The organism is Nesterenkonia natronophila, from assembly GCF_003595215.1.
GTDB classification, from domain to species: domain Bacteria; phylum Actinomycetota; class Actinomycetes; order Actinomycetales; family Micrococcaceae; genus Nesterenkonia; species Nesterenkonia natronophila.
The window spans coordinates 452,829-474,895 of the sequence record NZ_QYZP01000001.1; the positions used below are offsets into that span (position 1 = coordinate 452,829).

Annotated in this window: 15 protein-coding genes, 3 tRNA genes and 1 pseudogene; 13 read left to right on the forward strand and 6 right to left on the reverse strand. The window is 60.1% G+C overall.

Annotated features, from left to right (window positions below; genetic code table 11):
• Position 1: 1 nt before the first annotated feature.
• Both D3250_RS02125 and D3250_RS02130 read left to right on the forward strand, forming a co-directional pair.
• Entirely contained in the window at positions 2-1,063 is a 1,062-nt protein-coding gene (locus tag D3250_RS02125; protein WP_119901698.1) for a hypothetical protein, read from the forward strand.
• A gap of 118 nt (positions 1,064-1,181) precedes the next feature.
• Positions 1,182-2,219 (forward strand): universal stress protein, encoded by a 1,038-nt coding sequence (locus tag D3250_RS02130; protein ID WP_119901699.1) that lies wholly within the window; start codon positions 1,182-1,184, stop codon positions 2,217-2,219.
• A gap of 105 nt (positions 2,220-2,324) precedes the next feature.
• On the opposite strand, the gene D3250_RS02135 is transcribed toward D3250_RS02130, so the two are convergent.
• Both D3250_RS02135 and D3250_RS02140 read right to left on the reverse strand, forming a co-directional pair.
• Positions 2,325-4,880, reverse strand: a complete 2,556-nt coding sequence (locus tag D3250_RS02135; RefSeq protein WP_119901700.1) for a C40 family peptidase — start codon at positions 4,878-4,880, stop codon at positions 2,325-2,327.
• Positions 4,881-5,280: 400 nt separating this feature from the next.
• A complete protein-coding gene (locus tag D3250_RS02140) occupies positions 5,281-5,646 on the reverse strand; it encodes a metallopeptidase family protein (protein ID WP_119901701.1) in 366 nt (121 codons plus the stop codon).
• 145 nt (positions 5,647-5,791) lie between these two features.
• Here D3250_RS02140 and D3250_RS02145 point away from each other — a divergent pair.
• The 7 genes and pseudogenes from D3250_RS02145 (at position 5,792) to D3250_RS02175 (ending at position 13,154) form a co-directional block, all read left to right on the forward strand.
• Positions 5,792-5,864, forward strand: a tRNA-Glu gene (locus D3250_RS02145).
• 86 nt (positions 5,865-5,950) lie between these two features.
• Positions 5,951-6,024: transfer RNA gene (locus tag D3250_RS02150), tRNA-Asp, on the forward strand.
• 22 nt (positions 6,025-6,046) lie between these two features.
• Positions 6,047-6,119 (forward strand) — tRNA-Phe (locus D3250_RS02155).
• A gap of 620 nt (positions 6,120-6,739) precedes the next feature.
• Positions 6,740-6,943 carry a hypothetical protein gene (locus tag D3250_RS02160; RefSeq protein ID WP_119901702.1) on the forward strand — a complete coding sequence of 68 codons (204 nt, stop codon included), beginning with the start codon at positions 6,740-6,742 and terminating at the stop codon, positions 6,941-6,943.
• Positions 6,944-7,343: 400 nt separating this feature from the next.
• On the forward strand, positions 7,344-9,662 hold the full coding sequence (locus D3250_RS02165; RefSeq protein WP_119901703.1) for an alpha/beta fold hydrolase: 2,319 nt from the start codon (positions 7,344-7,346) through the stop codon (positions 9,660-9,662).
• A 403-nt stretch (positions 9,663-10,065) separates the two neighbouring features.
• A pseudogene (locus D3250_RS11880) lies at positions 10,066-10,488 on the forward strand (ISL3 family transposase); the annotation flags it as partial.
• A gap of 263 nt (positions 10,489-10,751) precedes the next feature.
• Positions 10,752-13,154: a M64 family metallopeptidase gene (locus D3250_RS02175; protein ID WP_158583042.1), complete on the forward strand. Its 2,403-nt coding sequence runs from the start codon at positions 10,752-10,754 to the stop codon at positions 13,152-13,154.
• A 656-nt stretch (positions 13,155-13,810) separates the two neighbouring features.
• Here the strand turns inward: D3250_RS02175 and D3250_RS02180 are convergent.
• On the reverse strand, positions 13,811-14,581 hold the full coding sequence (locus D3250_RS02180; RefSeq protein WP_119901705.1) for a LamB/YcsF family protein: 771 nt from the start codon (positions 14,579-14,581) through the stop codon (positions 13,811-13,813).
• Positions 14,582-14,827: 246 nt separating this feature from the next.
• Between D3250_RS02180 and D3250_RS02185 the strand changes: the two genes are divergently transcribed.
• Positions 14,828-16,309, forward strand: a complete 1,482-nt coding sequence (locus D3250_RS02185) for an amidase (protein ID WP_119901706.1) — start codon at positions 14,828-14,830, stop codon at positions 16,307-16,309.
• A 331-nt stretch (positions 16,310-16,640) separates the two neighbouring features.
• Here D3250_RS02185 and D3250_RS02190 read toward each other — a convergent pair whose 3' ends face one another.
• Positions 16,641-17,531 carry a DMT family transporter gene (locus D3250_RS02190; RefSeq protein WP_119901707.1) on the reverse strand — a complete coding sequence of 297 codons (891 nt, stop codon included), beginning with the start codon at positions 17,529-17,531 and terminating at the stop codon, positions 16,641-16,643.
• A 322-nt stretch (positions 17,532-17,853) separates the two neighbouring features.
• Here D3250_RS02190 and D3250_RS02195 point away from each other — a divergent pair, with 322 nt between their 5' ends.
• Both D3250_RS02195 and D3250_RS02200 read left to right on the forward strand, forming a co-directional pair.
• Positions 17,854-19,368, forward strand: coding sequence for a DUF1538 domain-containing protein (locus D3250_RS02195; protein ID WP_119901708.1), 1,515 nt, complete (start codon positions 17,854-17,856; stop codon positions 19,366-19,368).
• Complete coding sequence (locus D3250_RS02200; protein ID WP_119901709.1) at positions 19,368-19,685, forward strand: P-II family nitrogen regulator; 318 nt, start codon at positions 19,368-19,370, stop codon at positions 19,683-19,685. Before D3250_RS02195 ends, D3250_RS02200 begins: the two co-directional genes overlap by 1 nt.
• Positions 19,686-19,703: 18 nt before the next feature.
• On the opposite strand, the gene D3250_RS02205 is transcribed toward D3250_RS02200, so the two are convergent.
• Positions 19,704-20,507: an exodeoxyribonuclease III gene (locus tag D3250_RS02205; protein ID WP_119901710.1), complete on the reverse strand. Its 804-nt coding sequence runs from the start codon at positions 20,505-20,507 to the stop codon at positions 19,704-19,706.
• A 27-nt stretch (positions 20,508-20,534) separates the two neighbouring features.
• Positions 20,535-21,362 carry an NAD(+) synthase gene (nadE, locus tag D3250_RS02210; protein ID WP_119902248.1) on the reverse strand — a complete coding sequence of 276 codons (828 nt, stop codon included), beginning with the start codon at positions 21,360-21,362 and terminating at the stop codon, positions 20,535-20,537.
• 98 nt (positions 21,363-21,460) lie between these two features.
• On the opposite strand from nadE, the gene pyrE reads away from it, so the two are divergent.
• Positions 21,461-22,060 (forward strand): orotate phosphoribosyltransferase, encoded by a 600-nt coding sequence (gene pyrE / locus D3250_RS02215; RefSeq protein WP_119901711.1) that lies wholly within the window; start codon positions 21,461-21,463, stop codon positions 22,058-22,060.
• The last annotated feature ends 7 nt before the right edge of the window (positions 22,061-22,067 follow it).

The following is a 22,067-nucleotide window of genomic DNA, read 5'->3' on the forward strand; positions in this document are numbered from 1 at the left end:
TATGGCCTCGACCAAGATTGTGCCCCGAACAGGCGACAGCTCCGTCTCAGCGTCCCCCGCCAACGCGCAGGATAGGCGTAGGGCCAAGAAGTCTTCTAAGCCGGTCCTTCGCAATGCGGCCGGTGGCTTCATCGCCGCCAAATCAATCACCCTGGTCTCACGCCAGGCGTTCACGGAAGACGGCCAACTCACCGAATCAGCTGAGGCCTGGTTGACCCGCGCGGTGACCGTCCAACGACCTCTTGTGCTGAGAAATCTCCGTAGGCTTCGCAAGGCCCACCCCACGCTCACCAACAGAGAGCTCGCTGAACGCCTGGACAAAGAGTTCAAGCGCTCGATGACCGGTGGAGGCGCCCTTATCGGTGCCACCGCGGCTGTCCCGGGGGTGGGGACAGTCACCTCTATGGGACTTTCTGTACTTGCCACCGGAAGTTTTCTGGAAATGTGCGCTCTCTATGCGCAGTCCAAAGCCGAACTCGCCGGGATTACCACTGAGGACCCGCAACAGGCCAAACTGCTGGTGATGGGAATCATGTTGGGCGAGGAAGGGCGGCAGCTGCTGGGCGAGCTCTCTGACCAGGCCCAAGGCCGTGGAGCCGGACCGATTGCCTCCATCGCCCCGATAAGCAACGCAGCCGCAGGGTCAGCGGGGGCATCAACCGTGTCCCAACTCCTAGGCAGCCAAATGCGTAAGCAGTTCGTGCGCAAATTCTTCCTCCGAAGGGGAACCTCCATGGTCGCTCGGGCTGTTCCGTTCGGTATTGGGGCCGTCGTCGGCGGAGTCGGAAACCGCGTACTGGCTCGTCAGATCACGGTGAGCGCCCACGCAGCGTTTGGGGAGCTCCCCAAGGAGACCCCGCCCGCGCTGGTCGAAGACTTCCGGCGAGGACTTATTCGAGAGAGGCAGCGGGCAGACCGGAAGAAGCGCCGCGCTAAGAAGCGTCAGTTGAGGGCCTCCACTGAAGCGCAGCGCAAGGAGCTGAAACAGCGCCGCACGAATCAGAGCCCGCGGAGGGTCGCACCGGCGGAGGAGCCGATGCCCGCAGAGTTTACCCCTGAGTGAGCTGCTCAAGGGCACCTGAATCTGCGGAGATGCGGTAATTCAACGCGCCTTCCAGCGCCTCGCGGGTGTCAGGTGTGATCGGTACCATAAGAACACACCTGATGAGAGGAGAGTCATCATGACTCAGGAACACCCCGGCATTGTGGTCGGCGTGGACGGTTCTGAGCAATCACTGAGGGCGACTCACTGGGCTGCGGCTGAGGCTTATCGCCGGCAACTGCCACTGACGGTCCTCACGGCCTACTCGATCCCCGCCTTTGCCGCCTCCTCTATGGACGGCGGTTACGCCATGATGGATGACTCCTCACTCAAAGCTGGCGCAGAGCGCGTCATTGAGCAGGCCAAGCAGTTCCTCAGAGACTATCCGGGTGAGGTGGACTACCGGATTGAGTCCGGTGACCCGACAGCCGTGCTTCTGGAGTATGCGGATGGTGCTGAAATGCTCGTGGTGGGTTCGCGCGGGCGTGGGGGCTTCTTGGGACGGTTGTTGGGTTCAGTATCTTCGGCGCTCCCAGCGCATGCGAAGTGCCCGACCGTTCTGGTGCCGCTGAAGTTCTCCCTCAAGGAGGAGAACGCGATGACAACCGCTACTGGTGCTATCCCCGTAGTCTCCTCCTCCCCTCATCCTGGCGCGGAACCTCCTGACTCCCTTATCAAAGAGGGGGCACACCCGATCCGAACCAGGGACGCACGGCCGGTGGTCGCTGGCGTGGACGGCTCAGACTACGGCCGAGTAGCGGCTTTGGTTGCAGCGCAAGAAGCCGCGGAGCGCAACGTTGAGTTACGTTTAGTCTGTGCCCTGCCGCCTCTGGGCTCCACCCTGGTGTGGATTCCCACCCACATCGATGATTCAGATGCACAGGCGGAATTGGAGGAGAAGCTCGGGGCCGGTCGTGCCTGGCTGAAAAGTCACTTCCCGGAGCTGAGCATTGACATTGAAGTCGTTGACGGTTCGGCGGTGGACGTATTGGTGGAGGAAACCCGCCGATCTCAACTCACCGTGCTCGGCACGCGGGGTCGCGGCGGGTTCGCCGGTATGCTCCTAGGCTCCACCTCGCAGGGGGTGCTCCATCACGCTGAGGGTCCGCTGATGGTCGTCCCCGACGGTGAGGATGAGCGCATCAAGAACCGTGCTGATTTTGGACCCGTGCTCTGAGCCGACCGAACCCCACTGCTGCATTCGATTTTCAGCCTCGCACACAGAAAAGCGACGACGCCCCCACACTTCTGGACGGGGCGTCGTCGCCTTCTGTATGAGCGACTAGGCGACTCGGCGGACCATGGTTGGGCTGCCAAACATGCTTCGGACGCTCACTCCCGCTCTCGGGTTACCCGCGTCGGCAATCATTCCATTGCCCAGGTAGACCGCCACATGGTAGTCACCCCAGAAGATCAGGTCGCCGGGGCGGCGGTCGCCCAGGGACACCTGCTGTCCCTGAACCATTTGGTCCCAGGTGGTCCGGCCCAAGCTCACTCCAGCGGCCCGGTAGGCAGCCTGGGTGAAGCTGGAGCAGTCCCAGGCGTTTGGCCCGTTGGCCCCCAGAACATAGCTGGTTCCTGGGCGGGTGGCTTCGTTGCGGGCCCAGTCCGCAGCGATGGATGCAGCGTTGCTGCCACCACTGCTGCTGGCTGGCTGTGTCCCACTGCTGGCTGGGGAGGAGCCAGTGGAGGTGCTGCCGCCAGACGTGCTGCCGCTGCTGGAGGAGCTATCCGAGGAGCTACTGCCGCCAGACGTGCTGCCGCTGCTGGAGGAACTATCCGAGGAACTGCTGCCACCAGAGGAACTGCCGCTGCTGGAAGAGCTATCCGAGGAACTGCCGCTGCTGGAGGAGCTCTCTGAGGAGCTGCTCTGCTGACTCCGCAAATTGCTGACGTGGGAGGCCAGTTTGGATGTGGAGACTGTGCCATCGCTATTGGTCAGCTCGGAATTCTGCAGAGCTGCTCGCCAGTAATCACCACCGGAGCCGGTGAAGCCTGGCTCGAGGCGAGCTCCTTCGCTCAGCAGGCTCCTCAGCTCACTGCTGAGGTCGTCCCAGTGTGTTGGTGCTGGGTTCGATGACTGAGTCGGCGAAGGTGTTGGCGTGGCCGTGCGGGTCGGCGTGGGGCTTGGGGTCGCGGTCCTTGTGGGTGAGGGAGTGGGGGACGCGCTCTCTGTAGGCTCGGGAGGCGAGCTCTCCTGCTCGGTGGGCTCCTGAGACGAGCTCTCCTGTTGAGTTTCACTGGAGCGAGATGTGGCCTGGTTGTTCAGGTAGGACACATGGCCTTCAAGTAGCGTCCAGTTGACCGAACCGCCGCTGGTGGTGAACAAGTCGTTGCTTTGCAGCAGCGTGTAATAGTCGCGGGCTCCCCCGTCGAAATCCGGTTCCAATTCCGCGGCCTCGGAGAGCAGGGAGGTCTGGCTTGAGCTCAGCGAGTTGAATGTCGGGACTGAGGCCTCAGTTGCGGTGGGAGTGGGGGACGGCGAAGGCGACACCGTCGGGGAAGGGGACGCGGAAGGCGACGGGCTCGGTGCGGGCTCTTCAGCCTCTTCGGTTGCCTCTGGCTCCGGCTCTGGCTCGGGCTCTGGTTCCGGCTCTGGCTCGGGCTCCGGCTCTGGTTCCGGCTCGGGCTCTGGTTCCGGCTCCTCGGCGGCCTGGGTGTTCAAGTGAGCGAGATGGGCTTCGAATGCGTCCCAGTCCACAACGCCATCACTGGTCAGGTCAGAGTTGTTCAGAACTACTCGGTAGTAATCGGCTGTCCGCTCGAAGCCTTCCAATTCGGCACCTTCGGCGAGCAGCTCACGCTCTGCTGAGCTCAGCGACTCCAAGGTGGGCACCTCGGTGTCCTCAGATTCTTCGGACGATGTGGCTTCCCCTTCCGCATCGTCCGAAGAATCCTCGGTGGCTTCCGTGGCTGGTTCAGCCTGGTCCTCAGCGTCCTCAGCGTCTTCCTCTTCGGCAACTGCCACAGCGACCTGCGGTCCGGCGGCGCGAAGCTGACGGATGCGTTCACGCAAGGCCTCGCCGTCGAGGTTCCCGTCGGCGTCAAAGTACCCGGCTCCTCCGTCAGCGCGCTCATGCTCGCCGTACATGAAGGTGAGGAACTCGCTGAGATCGCCCTCAAATCCTTCTTCAACCCGAAGCGTCTCCAGGAGATCCCGGAGCACATTGTCGAGGTCTTCCAGCCCCAACCCAGTTGAGCCCTCCTGTGCTCCAGTTTCGACCAGAGTCTCCGCTGCTTCCTCAGAAGCGCTCTCCGCCGCAGCAGAGGCTGACTCGGCTTCGCGCTGCAGCTGAGCGGCATCTACGGCTTCGCGTTCAGCCTGGTCGGAACGCTGCTGGTCAGTGGCGTCATCAGCCAATGCGTCGTCATCCCCGAACAGAACATCCGCGGCGGAGGTATCACCGCCCTGGTACTCCTCAGAGGCGTCCATCGCCAGTGCTGCCTCGGCAGCGACGGCGGCGTCTTCAGCCTCCTGTTCCAGGTCGGCGGCTTCCTGGAGACGAGCCTGGGCCAGCGAGTGCTGGCGCATCAGCTCAAGTTCAAGTTCGTCTGCGCGGTCCACGGCCTGATCAATGCGTCCCACGATATCGACCATCATTCGGTCTCGTGCGTGCTGTGACTCTCTGGCTGTGGAGATATCGTCTGCCGAGGGAACCTCGGGAAGGTCGGTCCGGACCAGAGTCTCGGAGGAGAGGGCTTGGTCGGTGCCCTGTTCGACGATCGAGTCATCGGAAGTACGATCGGCGACCAGGCCGGGCAGGGTGGTTCCGACAAGCGCTGTAGTCACGACGGCGGCGGTGACGGCCGCCGCCGCAAGATTGCGGCGGTGCTTCACGGTAGTTCCTCACTTCTTCTCTTGGGCGCGAGTGCCACGTCAGCCTGCCCCGTCTTGGGAGGGGCGGGTTGTGGATCCGATCCAGACGCGGACGCTCATATCCCGGGACAAGAATTGTCCCTTCGTGTGAACGGCTGAGATGGGAAACGCGTCTGACAAGAACCCTTCGCGGTGCTGCTGGCGTTCACGATAATTGCGAAAAGGTCACGGAAGCAATAGGCCGTGTCGTTTCTGTGACGAAGCTGTGAGGCCATGATCCGCATGTTTACGGGGATCGAGGCTCATAATTCAGCATCCTTCAACCTTCAAGTAGGTTGAAGGTTGAGGCTCCACAACTTCGGCACAGGGTTGTGCTAAGCCGGTTGGAGAGAGCCGTGATCGGGGAACCTGCCGTCCGTTATTAGCCCCAGCCGAGCCGGTGAAGTGTCTCATCTCCGATGCCGAAATGGTGGGCTACCTCATGGATCACCGTGATGGTGACCTGGTCAACGACGTCCTGCCGGGTTTCGCACATCTCCAGGATTGCCTCCTTATAAAGGATGATCCGATCGGGCATCGCCCAGGGTTCGCCACCACGTTCGGTAAGTGGGATTCCTTCATAGAGTCCCAGCAACACGGTCTCGGGGTCCTCCCAAGGTTCGGGTTGGTACTTCTCCTCTGCGAATATGGCGACGTTCTCAATTCTTGCAGCGAGCTCCGCGGGAATCAGGTCCAGGGCATCCGCAACGGCGGCATCGAACTCGTCATCGCTCATCTCCGCGGGCATTGAATCATTCTAGGGGGAAGGAGGCGGGCGAGGGGTCGGAATACTGCCTACTGCCGTCGCAACGAAACTTGCCGCGCTGAGGGATGAGGAACTAGACTCTTACAGGTTCCCCTGAAGGAAGTTGCGACTTGCTCACAGGGTTCGGGCCCCCATCGTCTAGCGGCCTAGGACACCGCCCTTTCACGGCGGCGGCACGGGTTCGAATCCCGTTGGGGGTACTTGCTCCGACACTTTGCAAAGTGGCGGAGTTGGAGAAGCTTTGATAAAGTTTCTCCTCGTGCCGATTCGGCACTGCAACACATAAGGCCCTGTGGCGCAGTTGGTTAGCGCGCCGCCCTGTCACGGCGGAGGTCGCGGGTTCAAGTCCCGTCAGGGTCGCAGGACATCGGTTTTCAGGCTTGGCTCTGTAGCTCAGTTGGTAGAGCGTTCGACTGAAAATCGAAAGGTCACCGGATCGACGCCGGTCGGAGCCACGAAAAGCCGGTGTCTCGGCAATGAAACCCCTGGGAAACCAGGGGTTTCATTCGTTTAACGGCAAAGTCTCGAAAGAGATAAGAGTCGGTAACCCCGAATAAACCTCGCACTTTTGATCAGACTGCCAAGCTGCTCCTGCATGACCTGACCGGCGCGAGTGTGCGTGAGTGTCTGCGCGAGCACGCGGTCGACTTTTTTGTTGGACGGATCTGAGAAATGGCAGCACACGGGGGACTCCTCATCTCAGGGTCGAAGACTCGGCCTGTGCCTGCTGATCCGAGCTGGTTCAGGTGCGCACGTGAGCAGGTCGCTCAGCTATTGTGTGCATCAGGTCGGCTTCTCCCCATCGTTGGTAGTTCCATGCCGGCCAGCCTCTTTACGGGGGCCGCTGTCTCACGGTTCAGTTCTTCGTTGAAGGAGACCATGACACGGGCAACTAGGATCTCCCGGCGCAACCGGTTTTGAGCGTGAGCTGCTCCAGTCACGCGAGGCGCTTCTTGGCTTTTCATCCCACCCTCCTGATCGGACCTATTGTCAGCGATCGGTCAATAGACGTCCAAGTGAAGGGGACTGTTGTCTGAGGCGTTGATGCCTTGCCGTAGCGTGGTGCGAGACTCAGATGCCCATCGACGAGGCGCACGGCAACCTCACGTTCTGCGAAACCCAGGATCGTGATGCGCTCATTCAATGGCTTTGGCGGGAGGCAGCCCCAGAAGGGTATGAGGGGACGCAGTGGCTGTCCGTGGTCTTCTACGAGGATTCTCACTTGAACGTAGTGAATTCGTTGTGCCTCCGTGAGGTACTACTGGGCGCCCCTGAGTAGGCAGCTTTCAGGCTCAGTTTGAAGCTCCTGAATCAGCCTCGTCGATGTCTCTCGTCGAGACTGCAGGAAGACGACATCTTAGAAGTTTCCGACGACGTGCGCCGAATGCGCAGCTCCGGGTCCAAGGCGTCCAGTCGATGCGAAGTTAAGGCGATTTGTTACCAAGAGCCAGAGGATCGAATCAGAAAACTCTGCACCTCGAGTCTGGGGCCTAGCCTCAGCGGCTTTCAGTCGCTGTCATCGCTATCGCAGGGCTAGTGTCCCAGTCGAAGGTCCGGTCAACCGCCGTGCTGTTGCACCGCATCAGCATGTGGATGCATTGGTGATCGGCCGTGGAGGAGTGACTAGTCCGTCTTGGTCGCTGCATACTGAGTTGACGTGCGTGAGAGAGGATCGGCCGATGACTGTCTTACCTCGAACTGCGGTCGTAGTGGTCCACGGAATTGGCGAGCAGAAGCCTCTGGACACTCTGCGCGGTTTCGTGGGTAAGGACGATGGTTCAGAAACCCGTGGTGAGTCGGGGATCATCCGGAAGGACGACTTCGAACATTCATATATAGGGCCTGATCGTTTCACAGGGCGGACGTACTCGCGTCGGATAGTTTTAGACCATACGCACCGACTTCTTGGCACTGCGGGTTTAGATTCGGTGGAAAGCCGCCGTTACAACCGGCTCACGGAGTTCTATGAGTATTACTGGGCGTACCGCTTCCGTGACACCGCTTGGCATCACTTGCCAGGGTTCTTGCTCCGACTGCTGCGGGCCCGGCGTAAGGATTTGCCGGACGGGGCGATGAAGGGCGGGACTGGCCCTCGGACGACATTGATTCGCTGGGGAGTGGCGGGAATCAGCTTAGTAATCTTCGCTGCAAGTACCTTCATTGCCTACGGGGTGACCCCAGGGGCCTCCCGGAACCTCTTGCCGTGGTCTGCAGCGTGGCACCCGTGGGTCCTAGGGGCCGTCGTAATGGCACTTTTTCTGCTTACCTATTGCGCCATGTCCTGGGCGCTTAAGTGTGGTCTCATCACCACCGCACGGTCGGTCGCTGTCGTTCCAATTGCCATATTGACGGGTGCGTCCTCTGGGCCCGTCATCGCCAGGGTGGGTTTCGATCAGGACGAACCCTGGGTGCTCGTATCTTGCATACTTGCGTTTCCCACGATAGCCATCGCTGCAATCCTTTGGCTTGTGTGCCGCCCCAAGGCGAAGCTTCTCGTTTTGGTGGGTGTCGTGGCGGTGGTGGGTGCCGGACTTATTGTGTTTGCTGTGTCACAGACTCCCGGCGGACTCGACTCCATTGTTCAACCTGCGAGGTCAATTCTCGTCGGAGTGTGGGCGGTGGTGCCGTTGATCTTCGGCGGATTCGCCTTGTACACGCTAGGTGACGCTGCACGGTATTTTTCGAATAGCCCCTCTGATGTCGTCGAACGAGAGCATGTGCGCAGCGGGTTGATGGATCTGTTGAGAGCCCTTGAAGAGCGCCGAGACCCGGTGACGGGCAGACACGTGTACGAACGTGTGGTGGTGGTGGGGCATTCACTGGGAAGCGTAATTGCCTACGATGCCCTCACGTCGCTGTGGGCCGAAGTCAACCAATCCATCGATTTTCCCGCCACCGAGGACGAAGCCGACCCCGCTGAGCTTTGGACTGTGGTCGCGAACCTGGAGGGCGCCCAGTACAACGAGTACACCGAGGCCGATGGTCCAAATGGCGCAGAGAGTCTGGATGGTAACGGCCTGTTCAGGAATGCCCCAGGACTTCGCAAGAGGTGGCGAGATGACCAGCGGTCTTTGCAGGCTGCCCTCCGAGCTGAAGAGCGGATCAGTGGTAACACCACTAGTCGCGTGCCAGCCCGTTGGATCGTCAGTGACCTGATAACGGTTGGCTCCCCGTTGGCGCACGCGGAAGTTCTCTTAGCGGACTCGACCGCCGGTCTCTTGACCGCACGCAAGTACCGCCTCCTCCCAATCAACCCCCCTGCACGGCAATGGAACTCGGAGGCGGAAGAAAAAAACCCGTACCGTTATCTAGCCTGGAGAGGGCCCTCCTATAGCACCAGGCTCCATCATGGGGCCCTCTTCGCAGCGACCTCTTGGACAAACTTGTACTTCGAGCATGACCTCATCGGCGGCCCCCTAAGTCAACGCCTCGGCGGTGCCATCGAGGACATAGAGCTACAAGGGGCAAAGGCCGGACTTTGGGGACTGATTCGGGCTAATCCCCATTCGAGCTACTGGCGAGCAAAGAACGACAAGAATGCCCGCGGATCGCTAGAATCACGGCAACAAATGGCCGAAATTATTATCCAAGAATCCCCTGTGTTTCTCGTCACTGGCAAGCCTTCACAACTGGGCGCGTTCCGTGCCAAGTTAGTCGCCAACTTAGACGCATTCACGAGAGACGTGCCGGCTTCCACAGAGTTTTTTGAACTTCGAGTGTTGCGGCAAACCGCTGAGGGATCCCCGACAAGGGCGTGGACGTGGTTGGCACTAGACCCATGGCTCCCTCTGCCCGCGCTGTCTCAGGTGGCCGAGATCGCGCTGAAGCTTCGCCTTCGAGTCACGTTCAGCGATGGTGCGAGCCCGAGTCGCGGCGATGCTTCTGCCGAGTCCCAGGTGACGCCGGAGCCGAGTAATGGCGTTGAAAGGAGCGATGACGGGACCGCTCCGGAGTTCACCGATATCTTTATCGAGCCCGCGGAGCAGCCCACCATCTAGCGCCACTGGGGGCTGATGTCACCGTCGTGCGCTGATCTTCGCCTACTGGCCCTGAGGTTTCGGTCCTCGGAACCACCGATAGGGTGAAGGGGTGCCTCGTCGCCCATTGCCTCAGTCGCCCAGGGAGCAGTCTTGCGCCCTGGGACGACATGAGGCTCAAGCCCGACCTAGGACCGGTGTTCGATGAGTCGCTGCCGATTGTGGCCCTGATTCCCTTCCGCGCTACCTGTTCTGGATACCTTCTTATTGGCGAGCCATTGGGTGCAGACTCGCGGTGCGTCTAATTAACGGGCTCTCTGCAGTTGAAGGTGTAGCAATTGCTGGGAAGTAGCGGTGCGCAGATAGGCATCGAGGCCTTCCGAAGATGGAGTTTCCTCTACTGCTCATCTAGAAAGACCTCGACGTGGCCAAGCCTACTTTCACCACCCCTGACCTCGATAGTTTCTGCCTGGTAGACAGGCTCGGACTGACCGTGACCGGTCAGCGTCTGGAAGGACGCAGAGCCATGTTGGGATGTCGTGTTCGGGAACCTGATCCTCGGCGCCAAGATACCTGCGCCGCAGCTGCACCATGAGCACGACTCTCGCGCCGTGCGGTGCTCTGGGCACTGAAATCACTGGTCATCGACCGCATGTCGATCACGAGGATCACCGCCGGGCTCGGGACTGCTTGGCACACCCTCAACGACCCCGTCCATACTGCCGGCAGGGATCTGTTGATCGAGGACTCGGCACGCTTCAACGGAGTCGAATTCTTGGGCGTTGATGATCACTGCTGGCGTCACACCGGTTGGGGCGGCCACTTCGTCACCGTGATCATCGATCTGGGGCGGACCTTCCCCATCAATAAATCGACGCCTCCTATATATGGACAAGGCTGGGAGTCTTTCGGTAGGGTATGACACCCCAAGCGCCCTGGGGTGATCATTCACCAATACACGCGCGCCGCGGTAGGCCACTCGCTGGGCTGATTTCGGTCCCCGGCGGTTGGTAACCGTTGTCATAGGGGGTTCGCGTCCTCCGAAGGTCGTATCGGTTAGAAATGCGATCATCGCGCAGACCGCCCCGGGTGCCAGACCCGGGAGGTCCGATGTCCACCCAGAGCCAAGACATCCAGTGGTTGAACGGTTTCCTGCACTCGTTGTGGCCGGCGGCCTCCGAGCTTATCGGGGCTGAGTTCACTCATGCGGCAGTCACCGGATTTAATCACCCAGAGGATGATGACGACACAGAGCCGGCCCCAACTCCAGAACCACCGGGACCAGGGCCGGTGCCACCACCGGATCCCGACAACCCATTCCCGAAACTCACCGACCTTGACCCGGTAGAGCAAATCACGCGCACATACCGCAGGATCATGACCCTACCGTTTAGGAAATTGGCGAAGGGCCTTAAGTGGGTCCTGGAGAGCACACTGCGAATGAGCCCGTCGAGCACCTGGGTCGACTTGAGCCGACCACCGGGGGTTCGAGCAGCCGGCCCCGATGCGATTACTGCATACTTTCCGCCCATGAACGCCGATCGCCACCAGTTCCGGACCAGGATCAGCACCCTGGGAAAGGTCGGTGGCGCCCTTGGAATCAGTGTGCGGGTGGATGTGTACCTGCGACTGCGGGCGAAGTTTTCAGCGAATGAGAAACCTGATCCGGAGATCGACGAGCCGCATCTGGATACGAACCGGCGAGGCGAGATCTTTGAGTCGCTGTTGAAGTGGAAGGACGAGGTTGACGGCGAGCTCGCTGACAGCGATTTGCGGGATGAACTTGGCTTCCTCAGTACGGCTCGTTACAACCGGGAGGCAGCGCGAACAGCCACACCGGAACGCCTCGTTCCGACCCGCGAGGTATTGCCTGACGGGATTAACATCGTCTTAGTGCCCGACGGTTTTGATCCAACCGACCTCGATGAGTTCGACGAGTATGTGCAGGCCGCCCGCGACCGCCTGTATCAGCCGGACGAGAAACGAGTAAACGAACCGTTCCACAGTTTTAAGTCCGTGCTGCATCTCTGGGAGCTGCGGCCAGAGCAGAGCCGGGATGGAGATTTTGTCGTCGGCGCACATCGGGACGGTTCAGGGTACAGGGCTAGCCTGGGCAACTTGGCCCGCCTGGCCGCGATCGGCAGGTCGGCCGAACAGGCGGCCTCGGGTACCACAATCCTTGTCTTCATCGCCCACCGAGAAGCTCAACAGTTCGAGGAGGCGCGTGCTGATAGCAGACGTGTACGAGCGATGGCGATGGGCAACGTGGTGCTGTTGCCATTGCGCGGTGACCAAGACGGTGACAAAGACTTAGAAGCGTTCACCAACCTGCTCCTGCATGAACTCGGCCACACCGTGCTGGGTAATCTTGCCGACGAATACGACCAGAACAACGAGGACACATACCGTGGCCAAGAGCGGCTCGCCGCGAATCTGGAGAGCCAACCAGTCCAAGCGGGCGCCCTCGGCAGGGTTGGTGCGGCTTTGAGGTTTCCACGATGGGACCGGTGGATCCGCAATCCCGATCATCTGCCGTCGTGGAACCAGCACCCAATCACCGGCGTCGAGGGCGGAGGGTACTTCGGGCGAGGCATCTGGCGCCCCGCGCAGGATTGTGCAATGAACTCACTGCCGCACGATAACCACATGGCCCAGTTCTGTGCGGTCTGTCGGGAGCAACTGACCCGGACCACGCGCGGACTGCTTGAACCAGGACGTTTCCTTGTCAGGATCGGTGATGCGAGTGGTGAGGCTGAGTTCCGCACCCTCGAACCTGAACGCCGCGGTCGAACCCTGATCACCGAGCAACTCCGGGTCTCTCCTGGGACGACCACCGACATTCAGGTCAGCGTGGTGGCGGGCACTTTGGCCGAGCCGTGGGAGGTCGAGGCGCGTTTGGACGGGGCCGGCAGGCTGCAGAGCCCGCGAGACCGGCGGTTCATCGAGGGCAGACCGACACCACCGCGGGCATGGTCGTTCCAAGCCGAGGCCGGAGACGTGCTGACCATCGAGATCGACTCCGGCTGTCCGTTTACGCCATCAGACGATATGCCGCATTACACAATCGAACTGGACTGCGTCCCGGACCCCGACACTGTGGAGCCACCCGCTAGACCGACCCAGCTCACTGCCACCCAGGTCGGCAACAACCCAGTCGGTACCCAGCAGCAAGCCCGCCTGCGCGCGAGCTCCGCCGACCCGAACGGTCAGGACCTGCGGCTGCTATTCGAGGTGGTTCGCGAGGGGGAACCGTTCTTAGGTCGCAGCACTGAACAGACTGACTGGATCCCGGCTGATCCCACCGGTAAACAGGTGAGCGGCCAAGCCTCGTTCCGTGGACTCGATGGCACTTACCAGATACGAGCCGCGGCTCGGAACCGATCGGGACGGTCCTCCCGATGGTCTGCCCCGGTGAATCTAGTCCTGCACATGACTCCGCCAGATAACGGAGGCGACGGAAACGTGGGGGGCGGGAACGACGGCTCCCGACCCCGTCCACCATTCACTCCGTAAAATCAGCCTCCGCATCAAGTCCTGATCCTCAGTCACGATGCCGGTACTGTATAGAGACGTCGGTTTTACGGGTTCAATTGGGGGAGTACGGTAGGATACTCCCGCGGAAGACGCAGCTGCCCCTGCGATTGAAGCGTTGAACCAGGCCCAGGGTTCCGGGTAGTACTGGTGGGAGCCTGTACCATTCCTTCATCTAGGAAGTGGAAGCCTTCGGCACCGAAGGCATATGGAGACTCTGGTCAGCCTCCAGCATCCGCGTCGTCGGTTCAGGCCTCTCAGGGGATGACTTCCTGACCTTCTCATCCCAACTTTTTGGGACCGCACGACGCGACCAGGAGAACCTTTTCGACCGCAGTTCAGCGGGAGACAATTCTAGAAGTCTCCGAAAGCGGGTCTATACCGCGGCCGAGTTCTGCTGTCGAGCTCCGGCAACGCAACACGGCTAGTGAAGCTACCCCATTTCGCCCAAGGGGCTATCCCGATGACATCGATGCTTCTGTGAACTGCTACGCGTTCAAACCAGCAGGACGACTCACAGTGACCGGGTAGGCCGGTGCGCGCCGCTCCATAGTGGACGTTTGTCACCCCAGACTCGGTGTTCTTTAGAGCTTCGTAGAATGAAGCACAGACGCCCTCCGGTACCTTGCTCGGCTTGTTTATAGATTCGTGGGGTCAAGAGCTCGAATGGTCATTCCTGAGTTCCTGATCGCTGCGGCAACTGCCCGGGCGTTATCCTCTGCGCCGGGTCTGTCAGAGTGTAGGCAGATAGTGTCTGCCTGAATAGGCGTCTCGATTCCGTTAGCAGATCGGACAGCCCCAGCCAGAATCTGGCGGGCACGGTCGGCGCACCATTGAGGGTCCCTGCGCTGGTTTTGAGGATCGATGAGAATGTGGCCCTGGTCGGTGTATTCCAGGTCGGCGAAAGCCTCCGCGGCGACTCTATGACCACGGGTCCGCTGTCGCTCAGCAGTCTGCCCGGCCTCGAGAACTAGGATGAGTTCAGGGTCCATCTCGCCGACCGCATCGGCGACGGCGTCAGCAATGTTGTCGTCCCTTATCATCATTCCGTAGAGACTGCCGTGGGCCTTAACGTGGCGCAGCGGAGCCCCCTGCTGATCAGCGAGGGCCCGCAGTGCCCCAGTTTGGTAAATCACTGCTTGCGCCGCTTCAACAGGGGAAAAAGCCATTTGTCGGCGTCCGAACCCAACGAGATCAGGGAAACCAGGGTGTGATCCAAGCGCGAGTCCATGGTCTTTGGCTAAACGGATTGAATCGCTCATGGTGGCCGGGTCGCCAGCGTGCCAACCGCAGGCGACATTTATTGAAGAGGCCAGCGGAGCCAGGGCCTCGTCGGCACCTAATTGCCACCGGCCCAGGCTCTCCCCGCCGTCGATGTTGAGATCGATGGTTCGGTCGTGCTGGCTCATCGGAGGCTTCCTTCCTTGTCACCCCGAGCATACCTGTGTCCCCTGCAGTCGTCCCCTGGCTCGTGTGGATGTAGAGCTACGGTCTTGGCGCGTACTGCACCGAGCCCTCACCAGGTACTCTGTGTAGAGTGATTTAGGTCATATCCATGGCAGCCAGTCTAGGCGGCCAGTTTGCGCCTTCCGCAAGGCGTCGGTTACTGACCGAGATGTCGTAGGGCGGCACGCCCCTTTAAGGAGATCAAACTGATGTCTGCATCACAATTTTCACTAGACGAGATTTCGATCGCCACGTTGCGTGAGGCGTATTCTTCTAAAGAGCTGACCGTTAGGGCAGTGGTGCAAGACTATCTGAAGCGTATTGACGAGATCGATAAATCGGGGCCCAAGCTCAACTCGATTATCACCACGAACGAGGTTGCCTTGCATCGTGCTGAAGGGCTTGATGAGCACTTGCGGAAGACTGGCGAGCTCGCTGGCCCCCTTCATGGTGTGGTTGTGGTGGTAAAGGACAACATCGACACCGCAGACATGGACACCACCTGTGGCAACGAGGCGCTACTGGGATTCCGGCCCGAGCAGGACGCGGTAGCAGTTGCCCGGTTGCAAGAGGCTGGAGCAATCATCATTGCCAAATCGGCTTTGCCAGACTTCGCGACATCGTGGTGGTCTTACTCTTCAGTCAGCGGAGAGACCAATAACCCCTACAAACTTGATCACGACCCTGGCGGGTCCAGCGCAGGGTCAGCCGCTGCGGTGGCAGCGAACCTGGCAGTGGCTAGTCTAGGCACCGATTGCGGTGGCTCAGTTCGAATTCCAGCTTCCTTCTGCAACTTGGTTGGTATCCGCTCAACCCCCGGGGTCGTGCCACGCTCTGGTACTGGGTTCCTCGTGGCTTTCCAGGACACCGTCGGCCCAATGGCTCGGTCGGTCGAGGACGCTGTCACAGTCTTCGACGTCATCGCCGGGTACGACAAAGGCGACCCATACTCTGTTTCGGCAACCTTGGGTAGCCCCCCCGCTTCATATCGAGAGTCACTGAGCGGCGGTATGCAAGGAGCCCGTATCGGATTGGTTACGAACGCACTCGGTGACGAGGAAGACCCCCGAGGTGCCGCCATGAATGCGCTGACACGTAGGACGGTAGACGATCTAAAGACCGCCGGCGCTGAAATAGTCGAGGTCCAGATCCCCGACCTTATGGAATATCTGGTCGACACTAGCCAATATGTAGCTTGTTCTCGACACGATATCGACCTCTACCTCAAAGAGCGCAAATCACTTAGTCACCTGCGCGTCGCGGACATCGTTGCGGAGGGCAGGTATCACAAGCAATTAGACCTGCTCGAAGCTGTCGTAGAAGGCCCTGAAGAACCGGAGAATGACCCTGACTACACGCGCCGGTATGTAACACGGGATGAGTTCACTAGGGTGATCCTCGACATTATGGCCCAGCATTCGTTGGATGCACTTACCTACCCAGTAACTCGCGTTCCTGCACCTTCGAACAAGGAACGCGATGAGTGGACGGTACTGAGCTTCCCGACGAACACCTTGATCGCCTCACAAGCGCTGCTCCCGTCTATCACAGTGCCAGGCGGTTTCACCGACGAAGGCGTCCCAGCTGGAGTGGAACTCGTGACACGCCCGTACGATGAGGCGACTGGATTCAGGTTGGCAGCGGCACTAGAAGCACAAAACAAGCGACGGCGGGCTCCGGAACTGAGCTGACCCGCAAGCAGTCCACGCTCTCGTTCAGAGTTACCGAAGAACCTGACAGCCCGCAATAACTCTTGATATCGGCTCATTCTTGCTCGAAAGGTCACCGGATCGACGCCGTTCGGAGCCACGAAAAGCCGGTGTCACGGGACTGAAACCCCTGGGAAACCAGGGGTTTCAGTCGTTTAAATGGAGGATCTCTCCGGGGATGGGTACTGGGTCATAAACGTGTTGCTGATTCGGGCGCTATTCTCTTCGAGTCCGCGGTGATGGCTCCAGATACCGGAATACGCTGATTATTCGATACACCATCCGCATTGTCCTGAACGCCCAGATACTTGGGTCATGGTCGTTTCCGTGCCACACGCGTGGTCAAGAGGACTCCGGCGATGACCAGACTTGCACCGGCGATCTGGGCCGCAGCAATGGTCTCGGAGAGGAAGAGAGTGGCACCGATCATTGTGACCACTGGGAGAAAGTTCAGGAAGACCGAAGCCTGGGATGCCCCCAGCACCCGTACTGCCCGGTTGTACAGGAGGAGCGCAATGACGGAGGGAAAGATGCCCAGGTAGGCTAGACCCGCCCAATGGGCCCAGTACCCAAACTCTGGGACTCCCATCACGGTCCACTCCATCGCCACCAGTGGCGCGAGTAACCCCACTGACAATGAAGTCATGACGAGCAGGGTGCCGTATTCGGGGAATAGGTGTATGTATCGCTTGACGGCGATGGAGTACAAAGCCCAGGACACGATTGCGCCGACCATTACGAGGTCTCCGACGTTCCAGCCTCCAAACAGGTGGTCAGTGACGCTGCCCATGACCACCCACAGAGCTCCAATGAATGAGACCAGGACACCGGTCCACTGCACCAAGCGCAAGCGTTCGCGCAGCAACCACGCGCTCAGCAGTGCGGTGGCCACAGGGATGACTGCTTCCAGCACCGAGACGTTGGTAGCGGAAGTGAACTGCAAGGCTGTGTAGATGAAGGTGTTGAAGAAGGTCACACCAGTAATGGTCAGCAGCAGCAGCGGGCCGAGATGCCGGCGAAATGCCGACCTATATCGCCACGCTGACTGCCATCCCAGGGGCAATAGCGCTACCGCGGCGATAAGCACTCGGAAGAATGCCACGGTGATCGGAGGAAGCTCATTGAGCGCGCTGCCAACAAGGATGTTCCCCGAATAGAAAAACACCACAAATAAGCATGCGATATAGGCATGCGTCCTCGTCATTGCGCTCCAACCCTCCATATTCCGGATACCCCAGACTCAGTGAGAGGCAGGGTGGTCGATGAACTTGACCGAGATGGCTCAACCTCGCTGACCCTAGCCCATATTCATTCGCGACGCTGCCGTGGTGCACCCGGTTGTCGCTCTTGATGGCCATCGTCTTCGGCGCCATGCATGGAGATTCGTGTGTCGCATGAACATAGGGAAAGGCATGGCAAGGCGTATGGCCGAAGGTCGCAAAGGCGCAAGAGGCCACATCTGTGGTTGAGCCCCACTTATCCTGGTAGAGCGAGAAGCGAACAGTCGATGTGCAGCAGTTGCGCAGATGGGAGCTGAGGTGAAGCTGCTGCACTCCTTGCGGCGCAGATTTGTCCATGCGCTCAAAGCATTAGCGCCGATTCTGGCCGTAGTAGTCCTCTTCCAGGCCGCGGTCTTCCGGCAAGTTCCTGAGGGTGCCCTCTCCATCCTCTTAGGGCTGCTGGTCGTGGCGGTAGGCATCGCGCTCTTCCTCGAGGGATTAGAGCGCAGCGTCTTTCCTGTGGGGAAGTCCATCACCAACAAATTGGTAAGAACCGCTTCGCTTTGGAAGCTGCTGCCTTTCTGCTTCGGTATCGGGTTCGCCGCGGTCATTGCGGAACCTGCGCTCATCTCGGTCGCAGACCAGGCGGAGCTTGTCAGTTCAGGACGGATCAACAGCCTGATGCTTCGGTTCGTGATCGCACTCAGCGTGGGTGCGGTGATGGTGCTCGGAGCCATACGTGTCTTTGTGGGTTGGCCTCTGCACCGAGTACTTCTGGTCGGCTACGGTGTAGTTCTTGCGCTGACGCTGGTCTCACCTCAGGAGGTCGCCAGCCTCGCCTATGACTCTGGCGGTGTGACCACAAATGTCGTCACCGTGCCACTGATAGCCGCGATCGGTATCGGGATGGCCACTTCGATACGCGGCAGAAGCCGCCTTGCAGACGGGTTTGGGCTCGTAGCGCTGTGCGTCATGGTGCCCATGATCAGCGTGCAGCTCTACGGAATTGTGGTGTACCAGTTTGCTGAGCCGACGGCGCTGACGACGACGGATGCTCAGGGCAGTGAGCTCCAGTGGCTCAATATCGTGGTTGGGTTGATGACCGTGGTCCGCGACGTGTTGCCTGTGATCGCGGTGGTGCTGTTCTTCCAGTACGTGGTGCTGCGCAGGCGACTGGGCAACCCGATCGGGGCCACAGTGGGATTTGTGTTGGTGGTGCTGGGTCTCTACGGTTTCATCATAGGGCTGGACTTCGGACTTCTTCCCATGGGGCGTCAGATGGCAGAGCAGCTCATCGACACAAATCAAGTGCCGCTGGTCATTCTGTTTGGCGTGCTTATCGGGTTCGCCACCACCTTGGCAGAGCCCGCTTTGATGGCTATCGGCGATGAGGCAGAGGAAATCTCCGAGAAACGCCTCCGGTCAAACGTACTTCGTCTCTTAGTGGCCTGCGGCGTCGCTGTAGGTATCGGTATCGGGGTGCTCAGAATCCTCACCGGCGGCTCGTTTGTCGCCGTCATCATAGCCTTGTACCTGCTAGCAATGCTTCTGATGCTTATGGCTCCCAAAGACTTGGTTCCGCTGGCCTTTGACCTGGGAGGTGTGACGACAAGTGAGATCACGGTCCCCCTAATCACGGCCCTGGGCATTGGTCTGGCAGCTGCGGTTCCTGGACGGGATGTGCTGATGGACGGTTTTGGCCTCATCGCCTTTGCTTCCGTAGGGCCGGTGATCGCTGTGCTTAGCTATGCTTGCATTGTGAGACTCACTGCCGTGGGCTCAGGGCCCTCATCAGCCTCCAATCTCCCCCAGGAGTCATAATGGCGCACAGCGTGGTGTTCGTGGTGACGCCCGACGACCAAGAGGAAAGGACGATCACGCTCGTCGAGGACGCAGGGGCCACCGGTGTGACCGCGCTATCGGCTCGAGGTGTCGGCTCTCACGCTCGCCGAACCATTTTCGGAGTGCGCTTCACAGGGGCCCAGTCGCTGCTCATGATGGTGGTGCCGACAGAGAAGGTGGAGTCCCTCATGGACTGCGTCCACGATGTCATCTTCGACGGTGAGGACTCTCACGGAATCTGCTTCTCCGTGCCGGTGGACCAGGTGTCACTTCCCGGGCACTTCGACACCACGTGATCCCCGATAACTGAAATGCTAGGCGAGCTCCATGACGACCGGTGCGTGGTCGCTGGCGCCCTTTCCACGACGCTCGTCCTTATCCACATATGCGTGCTTGACCCTTGCTGCCAGCGCTGGCGAGGCTAAGTGGAAGTCGATACGCATACCTTGGCGCTTCTGGAATCGCAGACTGGTGTACTCCCAGAAGGTATAAACCCCGGGCCCTGGTGTGTGTGGGCGGACCACGTCAGCGAACCCGGCTTCCTCGAACTCCTGAAAGGCTTGCCGCTCGGGCTCAGTGACGTGCGTCAGCTGATTCTTCTCAAAATAATCGATATCCCAGACATCCTCATCCCCTGGGGCGATGTTCCAATCCCCAGCTAGGACGATCTGAGCCTGAGGATCTTCAGCGAGCCAAGACTCTGCGTTCTCGCGGAGGTGACGTAGCCACTGCAGCTTGTAGTCCATATGTTCGTCATCGCGGGCCCTACCGTTGGGGACGTAGAGGCTCCACAAGCGCACCCCGTTGCAGGTAGCACCAATCGCTCGGGCTTCCTGGACCGGATCCGTGCCGTTCTTTCCGAACGCAGGTTGGTTAGGGAAAGTCCGTTCAACATTCTTCAGCCCGACCCGAGAGGCTATCGCCACACCGTTCCACTGGCTGAATCCGAAGTGGGCAACCTCGTAGCCATTCTGCTCGAAAAGCTCCCAGGGGAAGTTGTCATCCCGGCACTTGGTCTCCTGAATAGCCAGGACGTCCACGTCCGACTTCTCCAGCCAGGCCTCCACTCGGTCTGCCCGGGCCCGCATCGAATTCACATTCCATGTCGCGATTCTCACGCGACCAACCTACCAGGACAAGCTCACTCAGCCAGTCTTCCACCAATCGTCCAACAGGCTCACCGGAACTGTGCGTTTGTGCCGCGTGGAGAGGTAGTGGCGTTCGAGGCGCGCGGCGGCGTCGTCGTCGATATGCTGACCTTCAAGGTAGTCGTCAATCTCGTCATAGGTGATACCCAGCTCAGTCTCATCGAGCTGTCCCGGCGTATCGTCCAGCAGGTCCGCGGTGGGCGCCTTGGACCAGATATGTTCATCAACCCCGAGGTGCTGCAGAATCTGCCGGACCTGCCGCTTGTTCAGCGTGAAGTTCGGCAGGATGTCCGCCCCGCCGTCGCCGAACTTCGTGAAGAACCCGGTGACCGACTCCGCAGCGTGATCGGTCCCGATCACCAGAGCGTTGTTCTCGCCTGCCACTGCGTACTGAACTGTCATACGCAGCCGAGCCTTCACGTTGCCGCGGTGATAGTCAGCCAGTCTGTTGCCGAAGGCCTCCCGGTAGGCCACGTCCACGCCAGTGACTGACTTCTCGATATTGAAAGTGTGCACCTGATCAGGGCTGATGAAGTCCAACGCCAGCTGGGCATCATCCTCATCATGCTGGACTCCGTGCGGCAGCCGCATGGCATGGAACCTGGCGTCGGTTCCCCGATTGCGCAGAGTCTCAGCAGCTTGCTGTGCCAGGTAGCCGGCCAGTGTGGAGTCCACCCCGCCGGAGATGCCCAGAACGAATCCCTCAACACCGGCATTCGAGGCGTAGTCGGCGAGGAACTCCACGCGACGGTCGATCTCGTGGGTCGGATCAATGTGTGGTTTGACGCCCAATTCCTCAATAATGACTTTCTGAAGCTCGCGCATACTGGCCAGTCTAGCCAGGGCCATGTCACCGCGAGGTGAACTCAGGCTGGAGATGTCCTTGGAGTTTGGTCTGACGGGGCACCTCAGACACACATAGGATGGGGTCCATGACGCCCTCTTCTTACGCCTCTGCTGCCCAGGAGACTGACCGGGATGTCAGCCGCCTGCGCGAACTCATTGACCACCACGCTGTTGTCCGCGGACGTGTGACGCTCTCCTCCGGCAAAGAAGCCGACTACTACGTGGACCTGCGGCGGATCACGCTGCATCATGAGGCTGCTCCATTGGTGGGCCGTGTGATGCTGAAGATGCTCGACGACGCCGGCATCGACTACTCAGCGGTCGGCGGACTCACCATGGGAGCAGATCCGGTGGGTACAGCGATGCTCCATGCGGCCGCTGCCGATCGGAGGGACCTGGACGCCTTTGTAGTGCGCAAGGCTTCCAAGTCTTATGGAATGGGCCGCCAAGTGGAGGGTCCCAGCGTGGAAGGGCGCAAGGTGGTGGTCCTGGAGGACACGTCCACCACCGGGGGCTCCGCGCTCCAAGCCGTGGAAGGCGTAAGAGCTGCCGGCGGGGACGTGCAAGCGGTAGCAGTGATCGTGGACCGTGACACCGGCGCTAAGGAGAAGATCGAGGCCGATGCGGGAGTGCCCTGCTTCTACGCCTATTCGAAGACAGACCTGGGGCTGGAGTGAGTTCCGA